We start from the raw sequence: 22,515 nt of genomic DNA on the forward strand, positions 1-22,515 counted from the left end.
CGCGGCTTTTCAGATTGGGCAGACGTTACTGCGGGAACCACTGATCGCTGATTTTCTGGTACGTGCCGTCAGCTTTGATTGCCGCCAGCGCGCTGTTCAGTTTTTCCAGCAGGGCTTTGTTATCCGGGCGAACCGCGATGCCAAGGCCAGTACCGAAGTATTGCGGATCGGTTACTTTGTCAGTGGCAACGCCTAACTGCGGGTTGGTTTTCAGCCATTCGTTAACCACAGCGGTATCGCCAAATACGCCATCAATACGGCCATTTTTCAGGTCGATAATCGCATTCTGATAGCTATCGTAGGCCACGGTTTTCACTTCAGGATGTTTGTCCTGCAGGTATTTCTGGTGCGTGGTGCCGTTTTCCATACCGATGCGTTTTCCTTTCAGATCGGCAAAGGTTTTATAGGTATCTTTTTTGGCAATCACCAGCGCGGAGTTGGCATAGTAAGGCTGAGTAAATGCAACCTGCTTGCTACGCTCAGGTGTGATATCCATTCCGGAAATTACCGCATCATATTTCTTGAATTTCAGCGCGGGGATCAGGCTGTCGAAAGCGTGATTGGTGAAAGTACATTCTGCCTGCATCTGTTTGCACAGCGCCGTTGCCAGGTCGATGTCAAAACCGACAATTTTATTGCTCGCGTCCAGTGATTCAAATGGCGGATACGTGGCTGATACACCGAAACTAATTTTATCAGCAGCTGAGGCGCCAGCGGCGAAAGTAGCAAGTAATGCGGCCAGTACTAACTTTTTCATGGTGGAACTCCCGTCTGTCAATCTTATGATTATTACCGTGTCTGCGGCGTGGGGTAACAATGCCATTTTATGAATTTGTATGCAATAAAAATGATTAAATATTTTTTATGGTATAAAAAAAGACGGACAATTTAGGTTGTTGTCCGTCTTTATTATTTTGCTTTATGCATATTTGCCGGATGGCGGTGCTAGCACCTTATCCGGCCTACAAAAGGTGCATGAACCGTAGGCCTGATAAGCGTAGCGCCGTCAGGCATATGCTTAATTCCGGTGTTCAAACGCCAGCGCTTTACGTTCGATTAAGCGCATCATCAGCGTCAGCAAACCGTTGACGATCAGATAAATCACACCTGCCGCACCGAAGACCATAACGTCATAAGTACGACCGTACAGCAGCTGGCTATAGCCCATGACTTCCATCAGCGTGATAGTGTAAGCCAGTGAGGTACTTTTAAATACCAGCACCACTTCGTTGGAATACGAGGAGAGGGCGCGTTTAAAGGCGTACGGCAACAGAATCGCCAGCGTATCCTTTTTGCTCATCCCTAACGCTCCGCAGGACTGCCACTGGCCTTCCGGGATTGCACGGATAGCGCCGTAGAACAGTTGCGTAGTGTAGGCCGCACTGTTTAACGACAGCGCAATTAAGGCGCATAACCAGGGTTCAGAGAGCAGATGCCACAGTACCGGATATTCTTGCAATGCCGGAAACTGTCCTGGTCCGTAGTAGATCAGGAAGATTTGCACCAGCAGCGGTGTACCGGTAAACAGCGTGATATACGCGCGAACCAGCCACACCAGCACCGGCGTTTTCAGCGTCAGGATGACGGTGAAGATCAGCGCCAGCACCAGAGCAACCACGATGGAGGCGACCGTCAGCGTCAGGCTGGTATGCAGCCCTTTCAACAATTCAGGTAAATACTCAAGCATCAGCCTGGTCTCCGCTCAAAACGTGTCGCGCGCAGGTCAATGCGTTTGAGAATGTACTGACTCACCAGCGTAATCACCAGATAAATAGCGGCCGCCACAATGTACCAGGTAAATGGCTCCTGGGTGCGGGTGGCAATACTCTTCGTTTGCAGCATCAGATCGTTCACGCTGATAAGGCTGACCAGCGCGGTATCTTTCAGCAATACCAGCCACTGGTTACCCAGTCCCGGTAAGGCATGACGCCACATCTGCGGCATCACCAGACGAAAGAAGATCGCGGCTTTAGACAAACCCAACGCCTGACCTGATTCCCATTGTCCGAGTGGCACGGCCTTCAGCGCGCCACGCAGCGTTTGCGACGCGTAAGCGGCGTACAGTAATGACAGTGCAATGACACCGCACAGGAACGGGCTGACATCGAAGTTTTCGATCTGCATCTGAACCGGGATTTGTACAAACCCGAGATTGATCGTAAAGCCATCGGCCAGCGTCAGCAGCAGCTGTGAGGAGCCGAAATAGATAAACAGAACCACCAGAATTTCTGGCAGACCGCGCAGGATGGTGACCAGGGCCGAGCCCGCCCATGCCACCGGGCGCCATTTTACTGACTCCCAGACGGCAAAAAACATGGCGAGCGCAAGGCCAATGATCAGCGCACAAACGGCAAGGCCGACGGTCATCCCGGCGGCGCTTGCTAAAGGAAAAAATTCATTCATCAAATATTACTTCTGGAACCATTTGTTGTAGATGGTCTCGTAAGTCCCATCTTTCTTCACTTTTTCCAGCGCAGCGTTAAATTTCTGCTGCAGCTCGGTATTGCCCTGGCGTACCGCGATGCCCAGACCTGTACCGAAGTAATCTTTATCCGTCACTTTGTCACCAACCGCGGCAAGCTTAGGATTGTCTTTCAGCCACTCGGTTACTACTGCGGTATCACCAAAGACGCCGTCAATACGACCGTTTTGCAGATCGAGTTTGGCATTCTGGTAGCTGTCATACGGCACAGTGGTCACTTCCGGATGTTTATCCATGATGAATTTCTGGTGCGTAGTACCGTTTTGAACGCCGACTTTTTTACCTTTCAGCTGGTCAATGCTGGTGTATTTACCCTGCTGGCCCACAAACAGCGCAGAGTTGTCGTAATACGGGGTGGTGAACAGCACCTGTTTTTCACGCTCAGGTGTGATGTCCATACCGGCCATTACCGCGTCAAAACGACGGAACTTCAGGCTCGGAATCAGGCTGTCGAAGGCCTGATTGGTGAAGGTACAAGTAGCGTCAATCTCTTTACACAGCGCGTTTGCCAGATCAACGTCAAAACCTACGATCTTGTTATTCGCATCGATAGATTCAAACGGAGGATAAGACGCTTCGGTGGCGAAACGAATGGTTTGGGCTGCGGTAGCGGAAAGACTAAAACCTGCGATTAGCGCGGCAATCAGAACTTTTTTCATTGTATTGTCCCGAATCTTAGTGAGAAAGATAGTTTTTAAACGCTTCGGTTTGCGGGTTGGCAAAGCAGCTCGCATCCCCAAACTCGACGATATGACCGTTTTCCATATACACCACACGGCTGGCCGTTTTACGTGCAACTTCCACTTCGTGGGTGACGATCACCTGAGTAATGTTGGTTTCCGCCAGTTCGCGAATGATGCTGACGATTTGGGCGGTAATTTCCGGGTCAAGCGCGGCGGTCGGTTCATCAAACAGCAGCACCTGCGGCTCCATCATCAACGCGCGGGCAATGGCCACACGCTGTTGCTGGCCACCGGAAAGATGTAATGGGTAACGATCGCTGTAAGGCTTGAGGCGCAGACGTTCCAGCAGTTTCTCGGCACGCGCCATCGCTTGCTCTTTTGTCAGACCCAGTACGCGGCAGGGCGCTTCAATCAGGTTCTGCACAACCGTGAGATGCGGCCAGAGATTATATTGCTGAAAGACCATGCCCACGTTCTGACGCAGATCCCGAATGGCTTTATCTGACGGGGTCTTCGTGAAGTCGAAACGGTTGCCTGCAATAGAGAGCGTGCCCGAGCGCGGCATCTCAAGCAGGTTGAGTACGCGCAGCAGCGAGCTTTTCCCGGCTCCACTTGGGCCAAGTAACACCAGTGTTTCACCCTGAGGGCAATCCAGCGTGATATCGAACAGCGCCTGATGTGCGCCGTAGAAGCAGTTAATGCCGTTTAATTGAATACTCATTGACACTCGATACTGGCAGTCTGATAGCTATTGAAGCCGCAGATACTACCTTTGACAGAATAGTTATGCAATATTTATGCGTTAAAAGTTAAATGCAAACCGCATTCTTCTCTAAACATAGCACAAAATAGCGGGGCCACCAGTGGGCAAGAATAAATGTCGGCATTCTATGCAGAATGCCAGACAATTTATGGGGGTTATGATTTAAGCGGGTGAATGGGGCGGTTAGCGGTTTTCGACAGACTGGCGCAGCGTCCCGGCTGGCGCGTGTACGCTGCCGCCCAGATAGCGTACATCATCAACGACCCAGCACTGACCTTCACGGATCATCAGCACTTCATCACGCCAGCTTTGGTCACCCTGTTTCAGCTCTACGCGCAGTGGAATGTTGCGTGCATCACTATTCGGAATAGTCGATGCGCTGGCGACACTGGCGCTGTCTGGTAACGTAGCGCGACTGGAGAACGGATCGCTGTTAAACAGATCGCGGTGTGCATTATCACGGCTGGCATCGGTCAGCAGTTTAGCCAGATTGTCGCTCAGGTACGGACGAAGGGCGGTAATATCATTGTTTCGATGCTGAATACGGTAATCATAGAATTGTTGAGCCACGCTGTCTGGCCCACCTTCTATGCATGAACCACTACGCGTGCCGTTATCTTTGTAGACCGGCGTCACGGTCGTACAGGCGCTGAGAAGTAGTGCACATGGAACCAGCAGAGAGAGTTTCGAATAGCGCATAATGATTTCCTTATAAGCTTCCTACTAATTGTGTTCTACGATGAACAATTCGGTCTCACTAAAGATTGTATGATCGATTAACACATTGTTTTTGCTAAAGCAAATTCGCGGACACCCCACCTGAAGTATGTTGGTGGCGCTCGTTGCCAGCTTCAGCTTTAGTATATCAACCTGCAACGGGGCGTTGGCGGCCATTCATGCTTCTTATACTGTATAGACCATATGAGCATTTGCATGTTCCATTTGCCGCGCTTTACGCCTGGCTAAACAAAATTCATGCCGTGCTGTTGGCTATAAGGGACTACGGATGGCTAAAATAAGAGTTGCTTAATCTCGGTGCCCGTGCGTTAATGATCCGGTCGGTTTGAATAACAGACGATATACAAAGTAGTTTACTCAAGCAGTTCTCATTTTCAGGTGTAATCCGTTTATCCCCTCTTTGAGTCTCTTCATTAAGCACTACGAAGTTTCTGTCATAAAAACCAAGCTTGCCGAAAGGCTCAAATTAAGGAATAAATATATGTCTACTAAAATGACTGGTTTAGTTAAATGGTTCAATCCTGAAAAAGGTTTTGGCTTCATTACGCCTGCAGATGGCAGCAAAGATGTCTTTGTCCATTTCTCAGCGATTCAAAGTAATGAGTTTAAGACGCTGAATGAAAACCAGAAAGTCGAATTCGGTGTGGAGCAGGGACCTAAAGGTCCATCCGCAATTAATGTTGTGGCGCTTTGAGGTAACTATTATTACTAATCATATTCACTTTCGCTGTCCATGTTGCCATGGTTCCCAATACAGAACATCAACCTTTGATGTTACTGAGGGAAATCCGTTCGGGGCAAAATGTATTTTTTGTAAATCAAAAATGATTACATTTGATAACGTAGCAATGTACATTCAGTCCGGCCAGGCGCCATTAGATTTTAGAAAATAATAACTTCAGGTCCCCAAGCATCTGGGGGCTTTTTTATTTTTGGCGGCATGCCAGTCAAATAAAAATAAAAAACGCACCACCTGAAACCGCTACACATCAACAAGGATAGCAGTTTTATTTGGCGGGCTTTCCTTTGAGTGTCATAGTGTATTGGTTTGATAATGCTTTTGAGGTCGTACTCTTAGCGCAAAAAGGAGATTAACCATGCAGTTTTCGACAACCCCTACGCTGGAAGGACAGAGCATCGTGGAGTACTGCGGTGTTGTTACCGGTGAAGCCATTTTAGGCGCGAATATCTTCCGCGATTTTTTTGCCGGTATTCGCGATATTGTTGGCGGTCGCTCCGGCGCGTATGAAAAAGAGCTGCGTAAAGCGCGTGAAATTGCTTTTCAGGAGCTGGGCGAACAGGCGAAAGCGCTGGGTGCTGATGCGGTGGTCGGTATCGATATCGATTACGAAACCGTAGGCAAAGACGGTAGCATGCTGATGGTGAGCGTCAGCGGTACCGCGGTGAAAACTCGCCGATGAAACGTCTGTTGTGTCTGCTGGCATTTACGCTGTTGCTGGTGGGATGTGCTGGCGAAAAAGGGATTGTCGACAAAGACGGGTATCAGTTATATACCCGCCGTCAGGCCCAGGCTGCTTATCCGCGCATTAAAGTACTGGTTATCCATTACACGGCCGATGATTTTGACTCTTCCCTGGCTACGCTGACCGATAAAAACGTCAGTTCACACTATTTGATCCCCGCAGTGCCGCCGCTTTACCATGGTAAACCGCGTATCTGGCAACTGGTGCCGGAAAAAGATCTGGCCTGGCATGCGGGGATTAGCTTCTGGCGCGGCGCTACGCGTATTAACGATACCTCAATTGGCATTGAGCTGGAAAACCGCGGCTGGCAAAAATCAGCGGGCAGCAAGTATTTTGCGCCGTTTGAGCCCGCGCAGATTCAGGCGTTAATCCCATTGGCGAAAGATATTATCGCCCGCTACGACATAAAACCGCAAAACGTGGTGGCTCATGCAGACATTGCGCCGCAGCGTAAGGACGATCCCGGTCCGCTGTTTCCGTGGCAAGCACTGGCCGCTCAGGGCATTGGCGCATGGCCGGATGCTCAGCGTGTGGCATTTTATCTCGCCGGACGAGCGCCCCATACGCCGGTAGAAACCGCGTCATTGCTCGATCTGCTGTCACGCTATGGCTATGAGGTAAAACCCGAGATGACGCCGTGTGAACAGCAGCGGGTGATTATGGCGTTCCAGATGCACTTCCGCTCGACGTTGTGGAATGGCGTGGCGGACGCGGAAACGCAGGCGATTGCCGAAGCGTTACTGGAGAAATACGGGCAGGGTTAACGCAGACACCAATGCCTGATGGCGCTTCGCTTATCAGGCCTACGGTTAATTTGGCAGGTTTTTCCGCCACCCTGCAATGGCTATCAGCCTAACGCGGCAGCTTACCGTGGTCGCGCAGCCAGGCCGCGGTACGCTCAATCCCTTCATCCAGCGTCACAACGGGCTGATAACCTAACTCGTCCTGGGCGCGGCTGGTATCCAGCGTAAAGTCAAAATTCAGCTTCGAAACACCGTAATGCGTAAGCTTTGGCTCTTTCGCCGATTTATTGCCTAAGCGTTCCATGCTGCGGGCAATCATGTCCAGCATCGGGTAGGGCACGGAGCGGATACGGCAATCAATATTCAGCTCGTCGATAAGTTTCTGCACAATACTGCGCAGGGTGCGATGTTCACCGTTGGTTATATTGTACGCACGACCCGACGGCAGCTTATCGCAGGCTTCCTGACTCGCCAGCCACATCGCGTGAACTGCGTTCTCGTAATAGGTCATATCCACCAGCGCACTCCCGCCATGCGGCAACAGGATGCTGCCGTAGTGGTACATCATATGGGCGAGGCGGGGAATAAAGACTTTATCGTGAGGTCCGAACAAGCTTTGTGGGCGCAAGACAGTAAAGCGAGTCTGCGGGTTGGCCTGGGCGAGCAGCGCAATCACCTCTTCACCAGCCGCTTTGCTGCGGGCGAATTCGTTGGCGAAGCGATGGGGACGGAAGTCTTCTTTGATATCGCGATGATGGTGATAATCAAAATACAGCGACGGAGAGGAGATATGAATAAAGTTACGTACGCCCCAGGCTACGGCCCACTCGCCCAGACGGCGGGTAGCACGAACGTTGGCCAGATCAAAAGCTTCCTGAGTTCCCCATGGAGAGGTGAAACTGGAGCAGTGCCACAGCGTGTCAATGCCGGCCAGCATCACTTTTGCCTGCGAAGAAACCAGCTCGGTCAAATCCGCATGCACAAACTCTGCGCCCATTTTCTCCAGCAGCTTGCCCATCGCTTCGTTGCGACCGGTGGCTCTGACGCTGACGCCTTTGCTGCATAAGAACTCAACCGCGTTTCGGCCCAAGCCGCTGGTGGCTCCGGTAACCAGTACCTTCATATCAATCCACTGTGTTTAAAAAACGTCGTGCGCATTCTTCCGTGAATTACGCCTGTATGCAATGGGAAACATGAAAGAATACAGGCTCTTTTTATCATTAGTCTGTGATTTGTTCTGCAAGTTTGGCTATACGCTTCGCCATCCCCCTGAAAATGAACAGGTGGGCGGGGATCATCAACAGCCAGTAGAAGAGGCCAGGCATACCGTGCGGATGCCACCACGCGCGTACATCAATGCGTCGGTGATCGCCTTTATCTTCCAGTGTGAAGCTCAGGCGACCCAGTCCCGGCGCTTTCATCCCAAACAGCAGCGTCAGCTGTTTCTCCGGCTCAACGATGATGACTTTCCAGCTATCAACGGTGTCGCCAACTTGCAATAGTGGGTGTTCGGGGCGACCTTTTGCCAGCTTATGGCCGACCAGCAGGTCCAACGCCGCGCGCGTCTTCCATAGAATATTGCCAAAGAAATAGCCTTCTTTGCCGCCGAGTCGATTCACAACCTGCCACAGCGCTTTTGTGCTGGCAGAGGTTTCAACGCTAAAGCCAGCTTGTTTGGCGAAATAGCCATATTCTGGACGCCAGCGGGCAAACGCCTGTGCGTCGTAACCCCAGTCGCTGGAGTTGACCAGCTTCTCTTCTTCCTTCAACGTGCTGCGCACCGCGTCATCAAAGGCAATCAGTTTTTGTGGGATCAGCGCACGTAATTCGGTGTCATCGGCCAGCAGGTCGTGTTTTAAGCCCTGGATCAGCGCTTTGGCCGTGGTTGGCGGCACTGACGTGATGACGTTCAAAAACCAGACCGAAATCCAGCGGGTAGGGAAGGGGATGGGGATGAGCAGGCGATGTTTACCGCTGACCGCCATAAAATGCTCGAACTGTTCCTGATAGCTCAACACCTGCGGCCCGGCGGCTTCGAGGACGCGGTGATGCTGTGTGGGATTTTCCAACAATGCCACCAGGTAGTACATTAAATTCTCCAGCGCGATAGGTGTGGTACGCGAGCGTACCCAGCGTGGAGGGGTGAGAACCGGTAGGTTGTAAACCATATCGCGCATGACTTCAAAAGCAGCGGAACCAGCCCCCACGATAATGCCCGCGCGCAATTCCGTCATTGGCACGCCTGACTCGCGCAGGGTGTCTGCGGTTATCTGTCGCGCACGCAGATGATCGGATTGTTCATGCCGGGGAGCCTGCAATGAGCTCAGGAAAATAAGCTGTTTAACTGGCGTATTACGCAGCGCATCGCGCACGTTCATCGCCACCTGACGTTCGTGGGCGATAAAATCACCGCCTTCGCCCATACCATGAACCAGATAATAAACCGTATCAACACCCGTCAGCAGCGGGGTGAGGTTATCTGGCCAATTCAAATCGACCTTGTGGCAACTGACATTGGCCAGTTGCTGCTTTTCCAGCCGTTCAATGCGACGTGCCGCAGCCAACACCTGATGCCCTTGCTGACTGAGCGCCTGTACCAAATGCTGACCAATGTAGCCACTGGCGCCAAGAACCAAAATCCGTTGCGGCACGCCCATCTCCTTATTGGGTTAAAAAAGCGCGCCAGTGGGCGACGACTTCAGCAAGTTGTTCACGTGATACGTCCAGGTGCATCACCAGGCGCACAATCGGGGAGGCGTTAATCAGCACACCTTGCGCTTTCATATACTCGCCCAGCGCGGCAGCGTGCTCTTCGCCAACGCGAACAAACAGCATATTGGTGTCGTGGCGCATGACGTCCGCCCCTGCTTCGCGCAGCTGCTCCGCCATCCAGGCGGCGTTGTCATGATCTTCCTGCAAACGCGCCACGTTATTTTTCAGCGCATACAGCCCGGCCGCTGCCAGAATACCGGCCTGACGCATTCCGCCACCGGTCATTTTGCGCCAGCGAATAGCGCGTTTGATGTACTCGTGGCTGCCGACCAGCAGTGAACCAACGGGGGTACCGAGGCCTTTGGAGAGGCAAATGGTGAACGAATCACAGTATTGCGTGACATCTTTAAGTTCACAGCCGTAGGCGACGATGGCGTTAAAAATACGTGCGCCGTCGACGTGCAGGGCAAGATTACGCTCACGGGTGAATTCCCATGCGTCTTTCAGATACTCGCGCGGCAGCACTTTGCCGTTGTGGGTATTTTCCAGGCTGAGCAAGCGGGTGCGGGCAAAATGGATATCGTCCACTTTGATTTTTGCAGCTACTTTGTCCAGAGGCAGGGAGCCATCCGGTGCGGCGTCGATAGGTTGCGGTTGAATGCTACCGAGCACCGCTGCGCCACCTGCTTCGTAGAGATAGTTATGCGCGCCCTGGCCGGCAATGTACTCTTCGCCACGCTGACAATGGCTGAGCAGCGCCACCAGGTTAGCCTGAGTACCGGTAGGTAAGAAAATAGCGGCTTCTTTACCAGAAAGCTCTGCGGCGTATTGCTGGAGGGCGTTAACGGTAGGGTCGTCTCCATACACGTCATCCCCGACCGGGGCTGCCATCATCTCTTCCAGCATGGCGCAACTCGGCCGGGTGACGGTATCACTGCGTAAATCAATCATGGTGTCTCCTTATTACACTTCATCCTTCAGGCTGCCTCGGCGTTGGCCGCACCCTTAAACCCCAGTCACATAGTATACCTATGCTCCTGGGGATTTTCGGGCTAGCCGCCTTGATGCATCATGAATGATTTTGTGTGTGATTTAATAAGGATGTTTTACCTGAGCCAGTTCGTTTTCGCCAGTTCGATCACTTCATCACCGCGTCCACTGATGATTGCGCGCAGCATATACAGGCTAAAACCTTTAGCCTGTTCGAGTTTGATCTGCGGCGGGATCGCCAGCTCTTCTTTCGCCACGACCACATCGACCAGCACCGGGCCGTCAATCGACATCGCCCTTTGTAGCGCTTCATCAACCTCTGAGGATTTTTCCACGCGAATGCCTGTAATGCCGCAGGCTTCGGCAATCCGCGCGAAGTTGGTGTCGTGCAGTTCAGTGCCGTCGGTCAGATAACCGCCCGCTTTCATCTCCATTGCGACAAATCCCAGTACGCTGTTGTTGAAGACAATAATCTTCACCGGCAGCTTCATCTGGACAACCGACAGAAAGTCCCCCATCAGCATGCTAAAGCCGCCGTCACCGCACATTGCTACAACCTGGCGTCCTGGTTCGGTCGCTTGTGCACCGAGTGCCTGCGGCATAGCATTCGCCATCGACCCGTGGTTAAACGATCCGAGCAGACGACGTTTGCCGTTCATTTTCAGATAGCGCGCTGCCCACACCGTTGGCGTACCAACGTCGCAGGTAAAGATGGCATCGTCAGCGGCAAAGTGGCTGATCTGCTGCGCCAGATACTGCGGGTGAATGGCTTTATCGCTGGGTTTGGCTAAATCATCCAGCCCTTTGCGCGCCTCGCGATAGTGCTCCAGCGCTTTGTCCAGGAACTGACGCTCGGTTTTTTCCTCCACCAGCGGCAGTAGGGCACGTAACGTAGATTTAATATCGCCTACCAGCGCCATATCAACTTTACTGTGCGCGCCAATGCTCGCCGGATTGATATCAATCTGAATAATTTTGGCGTCGGTGGGGTAGAACGGGCGATAGGGGAACTGGGTGCCAAGCAGGATCAACGTGTCGGCATTCATCATGGTATGGAAGCCGGATGAAAAGCCAATCAGCCCGGTCATACCCACATCATAGGGGTTATCGTACTCAACATGCTCTTTACCACGCAGGGCGTGAACAATCGGCGCTTTGATTTTAGCCGCAAACTCAACCAGTTCTTTATGCGCACCGGCGCAGCCACTACCGCACATCAGGGCGATATTGCTGGAGTAGCGCAGCAGTTGCGCCAGTTTTCTCAGCTCTTCTTCTTGTGGAGTCACCACCGGGAGCGGCGCATGATACCAGTGCGTGGTGGCGCTTTCAGGTGCAGGTTTTAGCGCCACGTCACCGGGTAAAACCACCACGGAAACGCCACGGTTGAGCACCGCCTTACGCATGGCAATTGCCAGCACCTGTGGGATCTGTTCTGGGCTGGAAACCAGCTCGCAATAGTGGCTACATTCGCGGAACAACTCTTGCGGGTGGGTCTCCTGAAAATAACCGCTGCCTATTTCACTGGAGGGAATATGCGCGGCGATTGCCAGTACCGGGACGTGGTTACGGTGACAATCAAATAGCCCGTTGATCAGGTGCAGGTTGCCTGGCCCGCACGAGCCTGCGCAGACGGCCAGTTCGCCCGTCAACTGCGCTTCAGCGCCCGCGGCGAAGGCTGCAACCTCTTCATGACGGGTTGGCATCCAGTCAATTGTTCCCATACGATTCAGACTGTCACTCAGACCATTTAGCGAGTCACCCGTTACACCCCAAATGCGTTTTACGCCAGCCTGTTCGAGTGTTTTAGCAATAAAAGCGGCAACCGTTTGTTTCATGGTTTTCCTTCTCCTCTAATGTGATACCGGTTACAAGTTTAGATGAAGATAATAGTTATGCTTCTCATTTTCCCCTTATTTCCGGCAGGTTTCATTTAACCTGTATTAAGCGTAGTTTGTTTTGGACATGGTGAAACAAGGAATAAATTCAAATGGTTATAAAACTATTAAATTCAGTTAACCGAGTACTGACTCACGAAGATTTTGGCAAGTTATTGTTACGCTTTGCCGTCGGTGGGCTGATGCTGTTTCATGGGCTGCATAAACTCTTTGCGGGTATTGATGGCATCAGCGGTATGTTGATAGCGAAAGGTTTCCCAGGCTTTATTGCGTATGGCGTTCTGTTGGGAGAGGTTGTGGCACCGTGCCTGATTATTCTTGGCATCCTGACGCGTCCGGCGGCGTTGGGGCTGGCGTTTACGATGGTTGTGGCATGGCTGATGGTCGGGATGGGGGAAACCTGGACACTGGATAAAACCGGTGCATGGGCGATTGAAAGTCTGGTTTATTTCTTTATCGGCGCGCTGGCCGTGGCGTTTTTGGGCGCGGGGCGTTACTCCGTTGCCGGGAATTCTGCCTGGCGATAGTTACCATCTGAGAGTCAATACCGAGGCGGGAAAGCGTAGCATTGCTCCGCCTCGTCGTTCAATTTGTCGCTAATCTATATGTCGTCACTGTTCCATAGTTTGTGCCGACGTCTCAGCGCTCGCTGCGTCAATGCCCTTGCCATCGCGGCGCCTATTTCAGCGCTGACCACCAGTCCCTGAATAAACGGACGATCGTGCATTAACCACGGCAGCCCGCCAAAAGCGATGCGATTGCGGGCGTTTTCCGGCGCTTGCAGCGTGTAATCTTCGCCGATATCCGGGATCTCATCGCCACAGGCCAGCAGTTGATCGCGTAGCGTTGGGAACGGGATATCTTTGCTCTGCAATGGCCGTTGTCCTCGGGCGTCAATAAACACATCAAATTCGCTGCGCTGACCGTGGTGGGAAATTACCGTCATTTCCTGTTCATTCATACGCTCATAATCTGTGCCAAGCGCGAGGATCTCAATCAGCCCGGCTTCGTGCAGCGCCAGCAGTCGGCGAACTGACTCTGACGGGATTGCCGCATAGTTATCAATAAATACCCGCGCCAGTCCGCACCTGAAACGTTTTTCGTCGCGGGTATCAAGATGAGGGACTATCTCCTCGATAACCTCGTGCAGGCGCAGCAAGGTATAGCGCCAGGCGACGGTATGTTGTTTTTGCTTGTTGCGCTCAACTTCTACCAGGTTACGTCTCGCCCAGTCAAAAGGGTCATGTCTGAGCCTGTCGGCGAAATAGACTTCGGGGAACGTGTCGGCGTTAAGCGTCGCAAGCGCCACCTGTTGGCACCAGCCTGGCGCTGCGTCTTGCAGTTGTTGCGCCATAAGCTGAAAGATGCGGTCCAGTAATCCGTTTTGTCCATAGGCAATGGCATCTTCAATTGCTTCTGGCGTCGCGATATTCAGCGATTCATACGGAAGGGGGCAGTAAAAATCCGCTTCAGGCAGTACCCCGCTGCGCGACATCAGGGTCAGCTTCAGGTTTTGACTGTCGGATTTAGGTGTGAATTGCAGTGAATGGTCGGTATTGGTAGTGAAGGTGCCATGCTGACTGGCCACAGCCATTGCGGCGTCGATAGCACTTAATGAGGTGCCCAGAATCCCTACCCGGCAAGCACCAATCTGCGCGTCCATCAGACCGGTCCAAGGACTGGGGAAAAATTTGCGTTCCTGAGCATCCGTTTCAGGCCACAGATGACCAGTGGCGATAGCGGCGAAATCCACCTCAACGGGTTGTGACGCGTGGTTGATCCACAAAGAAACCCCATTCGGGTCTGCTCGCAGGTCGGTGACTTCGCTTGATTCATGTATGCGAATCGTGAAACCGGCTTGTTGCGCTTTCTCGACAATGGCTAAAAAACGATTGCGATAATAGTCGCCGAGGATCACGCGGGGCAAAAATTGCCGCTCATGCAAAGACGCGCGTTCAATCTGAAACTGGGCCAGATAGTTATCACTTTGATTCTGAAGCCACGTCAGATAACTGATATAGATCGGCGGGATCTCAATGCTGGCTATATTTGCCAGCATGTGGTCTGCGTTGTTGTCGCTATTGTAAGGCATGCCAACGCCCGCCTCTTCAGCTTGCTCGTAAAGCTCTATTTCCAGCGGTTCACCGCGCTCAACCAGGGCATGAAACGTATAAATCCCGGTGGGACCGACGCCGACAATAGCCACTTTTTTCATGGGGATCCTTGTAGAAAGTTCGACGTGCTAGTCGGGGATTATGTTTAATCTGCGCAGGGTAAGTGTGGTCGATAATTTGCGGGGAGAGTGAAAACATCAGAATTTTGCAACGCCTGACAGCATAAAAAAAGGCCACCCGGTACAGCCAGGCGGCCTTTTGCACATCAGATACCGGCCAATTACGCCAGCACTAAATCACCCTGCGGATGACAGGAACAAGCCAGCACATAACCTTCAGCGATTTCTGCGTCGGTCAGCGTCATGGTGCTGCTGACCGTGTAGTTACCGTCAACCACTTTGGTTTTGCAGCAGCCGCAAACACCTGCACGGCATGCGGCGACAACCGGAACCTTGTTGCTTTCCAGCGCTTCCAGCAGCGTACTGCCCACTGGCGCGTAGAACTCTTTCGCCGGCTGTAGCTTGGTAAACTTCAGGCCACTGGTGGCGGCTTCGGCAACAGGTGTGAAGAACTGCTCTTTAAAGAAGCGCGTCACACCCAGCGCTTTGACTTCTTTCTCGACCAGATCCATATACGGTGCCGGGCCACAGGTCATCACGGTACGCGAGGTCAGATCCGGTACGCTTTTCAGCAGTTCAGTCGTCAGTCGGCCGGAAACAAAACCTTCTGTGGCATTGTTTTCAGCAACTAATGTCACCGGATATTCGCGCCACTCGTCGGCAAAAATGACATCTTGCGGCGAGCGAACGTTAAAGATTACCTGTACATCCGCTTGTGGGCGGTACTTTGCCAACCAGCGACGCATTGACATGATTGGCGTGACACCACAGCCGGCGGCCAGCATCAGGAACTTGTCTTCCGCTTTATCTTCACAGGTGAACTCACCCATTGCATCCGACAGCCAGATATAGTCGCCGCGCTTCACGTCGCGGGTTAGCCACTGTGAACCTGCGCCATCGTCAATCCGGCGGATGGTCAACGTGATGTACTCGCTAACGCCCGGCGTTGAAGAAATGGTGTAAGCACGCAGCGTATCCGCTGAATTACGTACGCTGACCAGTGCATACTGCCCGGCGCGGTAAGGATAATAATCGTGGCATAGCAACGAAATTGTCCATACATCCGGCGTTTCCTGATGGATGTGGTGAACCTGCATCCGCCATGGGCACTGATGAGTTGGCATTGTCATTCTTTACTCCTTACGCGCTCAGCAGTTGCTTCATGTCTTCTTCAACGGTGGTCACGGAACGCAGACCAAATTTCTCGTTGAGAACTGCCAGCAGATCCGGTGTGAAGAAACCAGGTGCAGTCGGGCCAGTGACGATGTTTTTCACGCCCAGAGACAGCAGGGTCAGCAGAATAACAATCGCTTTCTGTTCGAACCAGGAGAGCACCAGAGACAGCGGCAGATCGTTCACACCACAGCCCAGTTTCTCAGCCAGGGTTACCGCCAGGATGATGGCAGAGTAAGCATCGTTACACTGACCAGCATCCACCAGACGCGGCAGGCCTTCGATATCGCCGAACTCCAGTTTGTTGAAGCGGTATTTACCGCAAGCAAGGGTCAGGATCAGGCAGTCATCCGGCACGCTGGTGGCGAAGTCGGTGAAGTAGTTACGTTCACCACGTGCACCGTCACAACCGCCAACCAGGAAAATGTGACGCAGTTTTTCGCGGCTCACCAGGTCGATCAGGGTATCAGCAGCGCCCAGCAGGGTCTGACGACCGAAACCTACGGTGATAAGGTGCGGGATTTCGCTGTACGGGAAGCCAGCCATCTGCTGTGCCTGAGCGATAACCGGGCCGAAGTTGTCGCCTTCGAGGTGGCTTACACCCGGCCAACCGACGATGCTACGGGTCCAGATACGGTCGTCGTACGCGCCAACGGTTGGGTCGATGATGCAGTTAGAGGTCATGACGATCGGACCTGGGAAGCGGGCAAACTCTACCTGCTGGTTCTGCCAGCCGCTGCCGTAGTTGCCGATCAGGTGCTTGAACTTACGCAGTTCCGGGTAGCCGTGCGCCGGCAGCATTTCACCGTGGGTATAAACGTTAACACCGGTACCTTCGGTCTGCTCCAGCAGGTTGTACAGATCTTTCAGGTCGTGACCGGAGATCAGGATGCACTTACCTTCGGTTGCTTTTACGTTGACCTGAGTCGGGGTCGGGTGGCCGTATTTGGTGGTTTCACCGGCGTCCAGAATGCTCATCACTTTGAAGTTCATCTGGCCGATTTCCATTGAACACTCCAGCAGAGCGTTCATATCGGCAGGCCAGGTACCCAGCCATGCCATGATTTTGTGGTACTGAGCGTAGATTTCGTTGTCGTACTGACCGAGAACGTGCGCGTGCTCCATGTAAGCTGCCGCACCTTTCAGGCCGTACAGACACAGCAGACGCAGGCCGAGAATGTTCTCGCCAATGGCTGCTTTGTCTTTGTTCGGGGTAAATTCAGCGGCCTGACGTTGCAGGTCGCCCAGATCGTCGCTGACCAGTTGCAGATCGGCCATCGGGTTGGTGACCGTTGCGTTCGCGTCGATGTTCAGGCATTGCGCTTTCAGGGCGTCGCGCATGGCGATAGCTTCACGGGCATAGCCAACAATACGCGGGGAATCGAAGTTAACGTTAGTCAGCGTGGAGAAGAACGCACGCGGCGCAAAGTTATCAACCTCATGGTCGATGATGCCGTATTCACGTGCTTTAACAGCCCATGCAGACAGACCTTGTAGGGAAGCAATCAGCAGATCCTGCAAATCGGAGGTCTCAGCCGTTTTACCGCACATACCCTGCGCGTAAGAGCAGCCGTTTCCTGCCGGAGTACGGATGGTTTGTTCACATTGCACACAAAACATGGTCACACCTTTTAAAGTTATATTTAATATACATGTTTAAGGTTATGCCTGTGCGCGAAGGGATAAAAGGGATTTCTACTACTACTTGCAGGGAGATTGATTTAGCGCAATTTTGGCGGTAGCTGACTACCGCCAGAGAGGTATTTGTTCCGGCGTCAGGCGGAGAAAAACGCCATCAGCAGAGGCACTAACAGACTCAGAATAAAGCCGTGGACGATGGCTGCTGGGACCATTTCCAGACCGCCGCTGCGTTGTAAAACGGGCAGGGTGAAGTCCATTGATGTCGCGCCGCATAATCCCAGCGCGGTAGAGCGGCTGCGGCCCACCATTCCTGGAATCAACATAATGGCGATCAGCTCACGGGCCAGGTCGTTAAAGAAGGCGGCACTACCAATTACGGGCCCGAACGATTCGGTTAACAGAATACCGGACAGGGAATACCAGCCAAAACCTGATGCCATCGCCAGCGCGGTTTTCAGCGGTAGACCGAGGATCAAGGCATTGATAACCCCCGCCAGCATCGAACTGGCGACGACGACGACGGCCACGATCATCCCCCGACGGTTCAGCACAATTTGCTTTAAGGTCATGCCGCTATTGCGCAGTTGAATCCCCACCAGGAACAGTAAAAAGATTAACGTATATTCGCTGGCTTCGGTGGCATGCTGCAGAATGGGAAGCCCAGTGAGGCCGAGCAGGAAGCCGATGACGACGACGCCGCAAAGCTGAAGCGACTCAAGCGCCATTGCAATTCGCGAGGGGAGCTTTTCTTGCTTGTGGTTGTGTCTCCAGGGCAACGAACGCTCCAGCCAGAACAGCGCCGCAATATTACACAGTATAATGACCGTCACGCTGACCGCAGAATAATGAAGAATGGCTAACAGGTTGCTGGCGAGATTATCCAGAAACGCCAGGCTAATACCCATAAAAAAGAGAATAAGGTAGACGATCCAGCTTAACAGGCGATTGATAAGTTGTAATGCAGTCCTGTGCCGGAGCGGAATAAGGTAGCCCACAATAAGGGGAACCAGAATGATTAACAGCCCTGAAAACATGAAAATCAGATCCTTGCTGAGAAGTAAGACGAAATGCGTCACTATAACCTAAATAATTCAAGTTGCAGGAAGGCGGCAAGGGAGTGAATCCCCGGGAGCGTACATAAGTACGTGACTGGGGGGAGCGAGCGCAGTCAACACATCTGCAACTTGAAGTATAACGGGTATACACACTACTCAATGCAAAGAGGGGAGTAAAGTTGCAAATAAAAGGAAATATAGAGAGGAAAAAAAAGACCTGACTTTCGCCAGGCCTTTTTGTTAGCGATTAATCGCGTTTTTCGAGCAGGGTGCGGTAAATAAGACCGCCGAGAACCCCACCGATAATCGGCATGACCCAGAAGAACCACAATTGTTGCAATGCCCAGCCGCCCTGGAAAATGGCTACTGCGGTACTACGCGCCGGGTTTACGGAGGTGTTGGTGACCGGAATACTGATCAAGTGAATCAGTGTTAACGCCAGACCAATTGCGATAGGTGCAAAACCTGCCGGAGCATGTTTATCGGTCGCGCCGTGGATCACTAATAAGAAACCTGCGGTCAGAATAATTTCAATGACGACGGCAGAAAGCATGGAATAACCGCCTGGTGAATGTTCACCAAAGCCGTTCGAAGCAAAACCACTGGCCGTTGCATCAAAACCTGCTTTACCGCTGGCAATAAGATACAGTGCCGCAGCTGCAACAATACCGCCCACAACCTGAGCAATAACGTAACCAATAACATCTTTTGCCGGGAAACGACCGCCAGCCCATAAACCGAAGGTTACCGCCGGGTTAAAATGCCCACCTGAAATATGACCCACAGCGAATGCCATGGTTAATACTGTCAGGCCGAATGCCAGCGCGACACCGGCAAATCCAATTCCCAATTCTGGGAATGCGGCTGCCAGCACTGCACTACCGCACCCACCAAAAACGAGCCAAAACGTACCGAAGAATTCAGCTGCTAATTTCCTGAACATAACCACCTCAATTAAAAGTTCCGGGTTCGTGTTCCTTACCCGGTAATTCATCGCTAAAAGGGACGATGATGAAAGAGCGGGTATTTTAGAAAAAAATATCATCCCTTCGCCAGTTAAATTGATGAAAAAATTTGATTTAAGGCAATATGTTGCGATTCCTTTTTGAATCTTGGGTGAATGAAGCATAGTTCAATTAGCGAAAGGACGATGATTAAGTTCTGAAATTATATTCAGGAGAAAACATAAGAAGAATATTCTTATTTTTTTTGCTTTTGCGATTCACGCCAGATTGATATCGGGTGTCCTGAGCGCCCGCTTGCCGTTATACTCCTGATAACTTGAAGGAAAAAGTTAGCATTTCCGGAGGCTATATGATTCTCGAACGCGTTGAGATTGTTGGATTTCGTGGTATTAACCGTCTGTCGTTGATGCTGGAGCAGAGCAACGTGCTGATTGGAGAGAACGCGTGGGGTAAATCCAGTCTGCTGGATGCCTTGACCCTGCTGCTGTCGCCGGAGTCAGACTTGTATCATTTTGTCCGCGAGGATTTTTGGTTCCCGCCGGGTGATATACAGGGCCGGGAACACCACCTGCACATTATCCTGACGTTTCGTGAATCCCAACCAGGTCGTCACCGGGTGCGTCGCTATCGTCCTCTGGAAGCCAGTTGGACGCCTTGCCAGGATGGCTATCACCGCATTTTTTATCGCCTGGAAGGCGAGTGTGCGGATGACGGTAGCGTTCTTACCTTGCGCAGTTTTCTTGATGGCGACGGCCATCCATTACCTCTCGATGACATTAACGATCAGGCGCGCCACCTTGTGCGTCTGATGCCGGTACTGCGTCTGCGCGACGCGCGATTTATGCGACGGATCCGCAACGGTACCGTGCCGGACTCGGCGGATGTCGAAGTCACCGCCCGCCAACTGGATTTTCTGGCGCGTGAGCTGGCTACCCGGCCGCAAAACCTGACTGACGGGCAGATTCGCCAGGGGTTATCGGCCATGGTTCAGTTGTTGGAGCACTATTTTTCCGAGCAGGGGGCTGGCCAGTCCCGCTACCGTCTGATGCGCCGTCGCTCCAATAACGAACAACGAAGCTGGCGCTATCTGGACATTATTAACCGCATGATTGATAAACCCGGCGGACGTACGCACCGGGTTATTCTGTTGGGCCTCTTTTCGACCTTGTTGCAGGCCAAAGGCACGCTAAGGCTGGATAAAGACGCCCGACCTTTACTGCTGGTGGAAGATCCGGAAACGCGTTTACATCCCATCATGCTGTCGGTGGCCTGGCACTTGTTGAATTTACTGCCTCTGCAGCGAGTGGCGACCACCAACTCCGGTGAGCTGCTGTCCCTTACGCCTGTTGAGCATGTTGTTCGTCTGGTACGTGAATCATCCCGTGTCGCTGCCTGGCGGCTTGGGCCGGGTGGGATCAGTGCAGAAGATGGTCGGCGAATCGCATTTCATATTCGTTTTAATCGTGCGTCATCGTTGTTTGCCCGCTGCTGGCTGCTGGTGGAAGGTGAAACGGAAACCTGGGTTATTAACGAACTGGCCCGGCAGTGCGGACATCACTTTGATGCAGAAGGGATTAAAGTCATTGAATTTGCCCAGTCCGGTCTTAAGCCGCTGGTTAAATTCGCCCGCCGGATGGGGATAGAGTGGCATGTGCTGGTCGATGGCGATGAAGCCGGGAAAAAGTACGCGGCCACGGTACGTAGCTTATTGAATGACGACAGAGAGGAAGAGCGTGAGCATTTGACCATGCTCCCCGCGCTGGATATGGAACACTTTATGTATCGCCAGGGATTTGCTGACGTCTTTCACCGGGTGGCGCAAATTCCGGAGAATGTGCCTATGAATATGCGCAAAATAATCTCCAAGGCGATACATCGTTCGTCAAAACCGGATTTGGCCATTGAGGTGGCGATGGAAGCCGGGCGACGGGGCGTTGATGCGGTGCCAACGCTGCTGCGAAAAATGTTTTCCCGCGTGCTGTGGCTGGCACGCGGCAGAGCGGATTAGTGGCGAAACATCGACGACAGCTGCGAATGGATGCTGTCCAGTAGCTGATAGCGGCGGCGGTATTCTGCGCGTTTTTTGCTCGCAATATCCGCCTCGCTTTTTCGCGCCAGCGTGCGCGGAATATGATAGTACCCGTTGCTGTCGCACTCACCGCCAACCGACTCCCAAAAAGCGTTGTAGTCAGAATGGATCACCTTGTTTTTATCGTGGTAGCGTTGACTGCGAAAGATATGCTGTTCATTACTTACAGCCATAACTTTTTCAATATTCAACTGTTCGGCTAAACGGCAAATGGTTTCCATCACAATACGTTTTGGGAAAATTCCATGGCAGGACTTCGTCGCTTTTTGAATTGCTTCGTGCGGTAGTTGCGCATTGCCCTGCACACCGCCAATAAATAATGTCCTTTTCCCATTATATTCGCAGAACGTAAACGTCATTTTAGTTAGCACGTCTCCGTCACCATTGCGCACCTGAATGGTGGCTTCACCCTCTTTATCCAGTACCGGAAACATCATCATGGTGATGGTAAATATATCGCCGTCTTTACCTTCAGTTTGCGCCAGATGTAACCCGTCATTGCTTAATAAGGCGTTAAATTCAGCGGGTAAGAATGCGTGGCGGATAAAATGGTAATGAAAACGCACCGCATCTAAACGCATTTTGCGGGAGAAGTTTGCCGCAAGATAAGGACGGTGCAAACGAACCGGCAGTCGGGGTTGACGGGCGAGCAGGGGGCCAAGATCCGGCCATTGGGCCAGTTCAGTCATCCATTCCTGAGTGAGGCGGGGTATCAATAATGAACGCCAGATAAACTTACGACGAAAGCTCCGTTTATCCCAGCAATGTGCGGGCCGTAAATGACCGCTGCTCAGGCTGAAAAAAAGGCCAAAACGCGTGACTGGTTTGGTGGAAAGAAAAGTGCTTTCAGTTAGCTGGCTCATAATATA

22 protein-coding genes are annotated in these 22,515 nt (G+C 52.2%); 6 read left to right on the forward strand and 16 right to left on the reverse strand.

The window, feature by feature from the left end:
- Positions 1–25: 25 nt before the first annotated feature.
- The 6 genes from artJ to OGY67_RS01975 form a co-directional block, all read right to left on the reverse strand.
- The gene (artJ, locus tag OGY67_RS01950; RefSeq protein ID WP_003027308.1) at positions 26–757 is read right to left on the reverse strand and encodes an arginine ABC transporter substrate-binding protein ArtJ; all 732 of its coding nucleotides are present in this window, start codon (positions 755–757) and stop codon (positions 26–28) included.
- A gap of 261 nt (positions 758–1,018) precedes the next feature.
- Positions 1,019–1,687, reverse strand: a complete 669-nt coding sequence (gene artM, locus OGY67_RS01955) for an arginine ABC transporter permease ArtM (protein ID WP_003840185.1) — start codon at positions 1,685–1,687, stop codon at positions 1,019–1,021.
- Positions 1,687–2,403, reverse strand: coding sequence for an arginine ABC transporter permease ArtQ (gene artQ, locus OGY67_RS01960; RefSeq protein ID WP_003027301.1), 717 nt, complete (start codon positions 2,401–2,403; stop codon positions 1,687–1,689). The genes artM and artQ overlap by 1 nt, the downstream gene beginning before the upstream one ends.
- Before the next feature lie 6 nt (positions 2,404–2,409).
- On the reverse strand, positions 2,410–3,141 hold the full coding sequence (gene artI / locus OGY67_RS01965; RefSeq protein WP_003027298.1) for an arginine ABC transporter substrate-binding protein ArtI: 732 nt from the start codon (positions 3,139–3,141) through the stop codon (positions 2,410–2,412).
- Positions 3,142–3,157: 16 nt separating this feature from the next.
- Positions 3,158–3,886: an arginine ABC transporter ATP-binding protein ArtP gene (artP, locus tag OGY67_RS01970; RefSeq protein ID WP_003027295.1), complete on the reverse strand. Its 729-nt coding sequence runs from the start codon at positions 3,884–3,886 to the stop codon at positions 3,158–3,160.
- Positions 3,887–4,111: 225 nt separating this feature from the next.
- Positions 4,112–4,627: a lipoprotein gene (locus tag OGY67_RS01975; RefSeq protein ID WP_003834409.1), complete on the reverse strand. Its 516-nt coding sequence runs from the start codon at positions 4,625–4,627 to the stop codon at positions 4,112–4,114.
- Between the two features lie 520 nt (positions 4,628–5,147).
- On the opposite strand from OGY67_RS01975, the gene cspG reads away from it, so the two are divergent.
- The 4 genes from cspG (at position 5,148) to OGY67_RS01995 (ending at position 6,914) form a co-directional block, all read left to right on the forward strand.
- A complete protein-coding gene (gene cspG, locus OGY67_RS01980; RefSeq protein ID WP_020996661.1) occupies positions 5,148–5,360 on the forward strand; it encodes a cold shock protein CspG in 213 nt (70 codons plus the stop codon).
- 10 nt (positions 5,361–5,370) lie between these two features.
- Positions 5,371–5,559, forward strand: a complete 189-nt coding sequence (ymcF, locus tag OGY67_RS01985; RefSeq protein WP_071692589.1) for a cold shock small protein YmcF — start codon at positions 5,371–5,373, stop codon at positions 5,557–5,559.
- A gap of 204 nt (positions 5,560–5,763) precedes the next feature.
- Positions 5,764–6,087, forward strand: a complete 324-nt coding sequence (locus tag OGY67_RS01990; RefSeq protein WP_001160725.1) for a heavy metal-binding domain-containing protein — start codon at positions 5,764–5,766, stop codon at positions 6,085–6,087.
- Positions 6,084–6,914: an N-acetylmuramoyl-L-alanine amidase gene (locus OGY67_RS01995; protein ID WP_286573260.1), complete on the forward strand. Its 831-nt coding sequence runs from the start codon at positions 6,084–6,086 to the stop codon at positions 6,912–6,914. Before OGY67_RS01990 ends, OGY67_RS01995 begins: the two co-directional genes overlap by 4 nt.
- A gap of 88 nt (positions 6,915–7,002) precedes the next feature.
- Here OGY67_RS01995 and OGY67_RS02000 read toward each other — a convergent pair whose 3' ends face one another.
- From OGY67_RS02000 to poxB, 4 genes are all read right to left on the reverse strand, one after another.
- A complete protein-coding gene (locus tag OGY67_RS02000; RefSeq protein ID WP_100272139.1) occupies positions 7,003–8,016 on the reverse strand; it encodes a 3-beta-hydroxysteroid dehydrogenase in 1,014 nt (337 codons plus the stop codon).
- 97 nt (positions 8,017–8,113) lie between these two features.
- Positions 8,114–9,544 (reverse strand): SDR family oxidoreductase, encoded by a 1,431-nt coding sequence (locus OGY67_RS02005; protein ID WP_079934593.1) that lies wholly within the window; start codon positions 9,542–9,544, stop codon positions 8,114–8,116.
- 10 nt (positions 9,545–9,554) lie between these two features.
- Positions 9,555–10,556 carry a low-specificity L-threonine aldolase gene (gene ltaE / locus OGY67_RS02010; RefSeq protein ID WP_286573263.1) on the reverse strand — a complete coding sequence of 334 codons (1,002 nt, stop codon included), beginning with the start codon at positions 10,554–10,556 and terminating at the stop codon, positions 9,555–9,557.
- A gap of 155 nt (positions 10,557–10,711) precedes the next feature.
- On the reverse strand, positions 10,712–12,430 hold the full coding sequence (gene poxB / locus OGY67_RS02015) for a ubiquinone-dependent pyruvate dehydrogenase (protein ID WP_032943955.1): 1,719 nt from the start codon (positions 12,428–12,430) through the stop codon (positions 10,712–10,714).
- A 152-nt stretch (positions 12,431–12,582) separates the two neighbouring features.
- On the opposite strand from poxB, the gene OGY67_RS02020 reads away from it, so the two are divergent.
- Entirely contained in the window at positions 12,583–13,017 is a 435-nt protein-coding gene (locus OGY67_RS02020) for a DoxX family protein (RefSeq protein ID WP_003834302.1), read from the forward strand.
- A 74-nt stretch (positions 13,018–13,091) separates the two neighbouring features.
- Here the strand turns inward: OGY67_RS02020 and OGY67_RS02025 are convergent, their stop codons facing one another.
- From OGY67_RS02025 to aqpZ, 5 genes are all read right to left on the reverse strand, one after another.
- A complete protein-coding gene (locus tag OGY67_RS02025) occupies positions 13,092–14,705 on the reverse strand; it encodes an FAD-NAD(P)-binding protein (protein ID WP_286573265.1) in 1,614 nt (537 codons plus the stop codon).
- A gap of 179 nt (positions 14,706–14,884) precedes the next feature.
- The gene (gene hcr, locus OGY67_RS02030) at positions 14,885–15,853 is read right to left on the reverse strand and encodes an NADH oxidoreductase (RefSeq protein WP_003027256.1); all 969 of its coding nucleotides are present in this window, start codon (positions 15,851–15,853) and stop codon (positions 14,885–14,887) included.
- 10 nt (positions 15,854–15,863) lie between these two features.
- Positions 15,864–17,516: a hydroxylamine reductase gene (gene hcp, locus OGY67_RS02035; RefSeq protein ID WP_048234955.1), complete on the reverse strand. Its 1,653-nt coding sequence runs from the start codon at positions 17,514–17,516 to the stop codon at positions 15,864–15,866.
- A gap of 155 nt (positions 17,517–17,671) precedes the next feature.
- Positions 17,672–18,571 carry a LysO family transporter gene (locus OGY67_RS02040; protein ID WP_016150624.1) on the reverse strand — a complete coding sequence of 300 codons (900 nt, stop codon included), beginning with the start codon at positions 18,569–18,571 and terminating at the stop codon, positions 17,672–17,674.
- Positions 18,572–18,839: 268 nt separating this feature from the next.
- Positions 18,840–19,535, reverse strand: a complete 696-nt coding sequence (aqpZ, locus tag OGY67_RS02045; protein WP_003840208.1) for an aquaporin Z — start codon at positions 19,533–19,535, stop codon at positions 18,840–18,842.
- 371 nt (positions 19,536–19,906) lie between these two features.
- Here aqpZ and OGY67_RS02050 point away from each other — a divergent pair, with 371 nt between their 5' ends.
- The gene (locus tag OGY67_RS02050) at positions 19,907–21,565 is read left to right on the forward strand and encodes an ATP-dependent endonuclease (protein WP_003834292.1); all 1,659 of its coding nucleotides are present in this window, start codon (positions 19,907–19,909) and stop codon (positions 21,563–21,565) included.
- Here OGY67_RS02050 and OGY67_RS02055 read toward each other — a convergent pair.
- The gene (locus OGY67_RS02055; protein ID WP_048234957.1) at positions 21,562–22,509 is read right to left on the reverse strand and encodes a VirK/YbjX family protein; all 948 of its coding nucleotides are present in this window, start codon (positions 22,507–22,509) and stop codon (positions 21,562–21,564) included. The two genes, OGY67_RS02050 and OGY67_RS02055, sit on opposite strands and share 4 nt — an antisense overlap.
- Positions 22,510–22,515: the final 6 nt, after the last annotated feature.

Source organism: Citrobacter sp. Cpo015 (assembly GCF_030333035.1).
Classification (GTDB): Bacteria; Pseudomonadota; Gammaproteobacteria; order Enterobacterales; family Enterobacteriaceae; genus Citrobacter; species Citrobacter portucalensis.

Excerpts from the sequence above, each read along its gene's own strand:
- artJ (WP_003027308.1), bottom strand. The coding sequence starts at position 757 with ATGAAAAAGTTAGTACTGGCCGCATTACTTGCTACTTTCGCCGCTGGC.
- artM (WP_003840185.1), bottom strand. The coding sequence starts at position 1,687 with ATGCTTGAGTATTTACCTGAATTGTTGAAAGGGCTGCATACCAGCCTG.
- artQ (WP_003027301.1), bottom strand. The coding sequence starts at position 2,403 with ATGAATGAATTTTTTCCTTTAGCAAGCGCCGCCGGGATGACCGTCGGC.
- artI (WP_003027298.1), bottom strand. The coding sequence starts at position 3,141 with ATGAAAAAAGTTCTGATTGCCGCGCTAATCGCAGGTTTTAGTCTTTCC.
- artP (WP_003027295.1), bottom strand. The coding sequence starts at position 3,886 with ATGAGTATTCAATTAAACGGCATTAACTGCTTCTACGGCGCACATCAG.
- OGY67_RS01975 (WP_003834409.1), bottom strand. The coding sequence starts at position 4,627 with ATGCGCTATTCGAAACTCTCTCTGCTGGTTCCATGTGCACTACTTCTC.
- cspG (WP_020996661.1), top strand. The coding sequence starts at position 5,148 with ATGTCTACTAAAATGACTGGTTTAGTTAAATGGTTCAATCCTGAAAAA.
- OGY67_RS01990 (WP_001160725.1), top strand. The coding sequence starts at position 5,764 with ATGCAGTTTTCGACAACCCCTACGCTGGAAGGACAGAGCATCGTGGAG.
- OGY67_RS01995 (WP_286573260.1), top strand. The coding sequence starts at position 6,084 with ATGAAACGTCTGTTGTGTCTGCTGGCATTTACGCTGTTGCTGGTGGGA.
- OGY67_RS02000 (WP_100272139.1), bottom strand. The coding sequence starts at position 8,016 with ATGAAGGTACTGGTTACCGGAGCCACCAGCGGCTTGGGCCGAAACGCG.
- ltaE (WP_286573263.1), bottom strand. The coding sequence starts at position 10,556 with ATGATTGATTTACGCAGTGATACCGTCACCCGGCCGAGTTGCGCCATG.
- poxB (WP_032943955.1), bottom strand. The coding sequence starts at position 12,430 with ATGAAACAAACGGTTGCCGCTTTTATTGCTAAAACACTCGAACAGGCT.
- OGY67_RS02020 (WP_003834302.1), top strand. The coding sequence starts at position 12,583 with ATGGTTATAAAACTATTAAATTCAGTTAACCGAGTACTGACTCACGAA.
- OGY67_RS02025 (WP_286573265.1), bottom strand. The coding sequence starts at position 14,705 with ATGAAAAAAGTGGCTATTGTCGGCGTCGGTCCCACCGGGATTTATACG.
- hcr (WP_003027256.1), bottom strand. The coding sequence starts at position 15,853 with ATGACAATGCCAACTCATCAGTGCCCATGGCGGATGCAGGTTCACCAC.
- hcp (WP_048234955.1), bottom strand. The coding sequence starts at position 17,516 with ATGTTTTGTGTGCAATGTGAACAAACCATCCGTACTCCGGCAGGAAAC.
- OGY67_RS02040 (WP_016150624.1), bottom strand. The coding sequence starts at position 18,571 with ATGTTTTCAGGGCTGTTAATCATTCTGGTTCCCCTTATTGTGGGCTAC.
- aqpZ (WP_003840208.1), bottom strand. The coding sequence starts at position 19,535 with ATGTTCAGGAAATTAGCAGCTGAATTCTTCGGTACGTTTTGGCTCGTT.
- OGY67_RS02050 (WP_003834292.1), top strand. The coding sequence starts at position 19,907 with ATGATTCTCGAACGCGTTGAGATTGTTGGATTTCGTGGTATTAACCGT.
- OGY67_RS02055 (WP_048234957.1), bottom strand. The coding sequence starts at position 22,509 with ATGAGCCAGCTAACTGAAAGCACTTTTCTTTCCACCAAACCAGTCACG.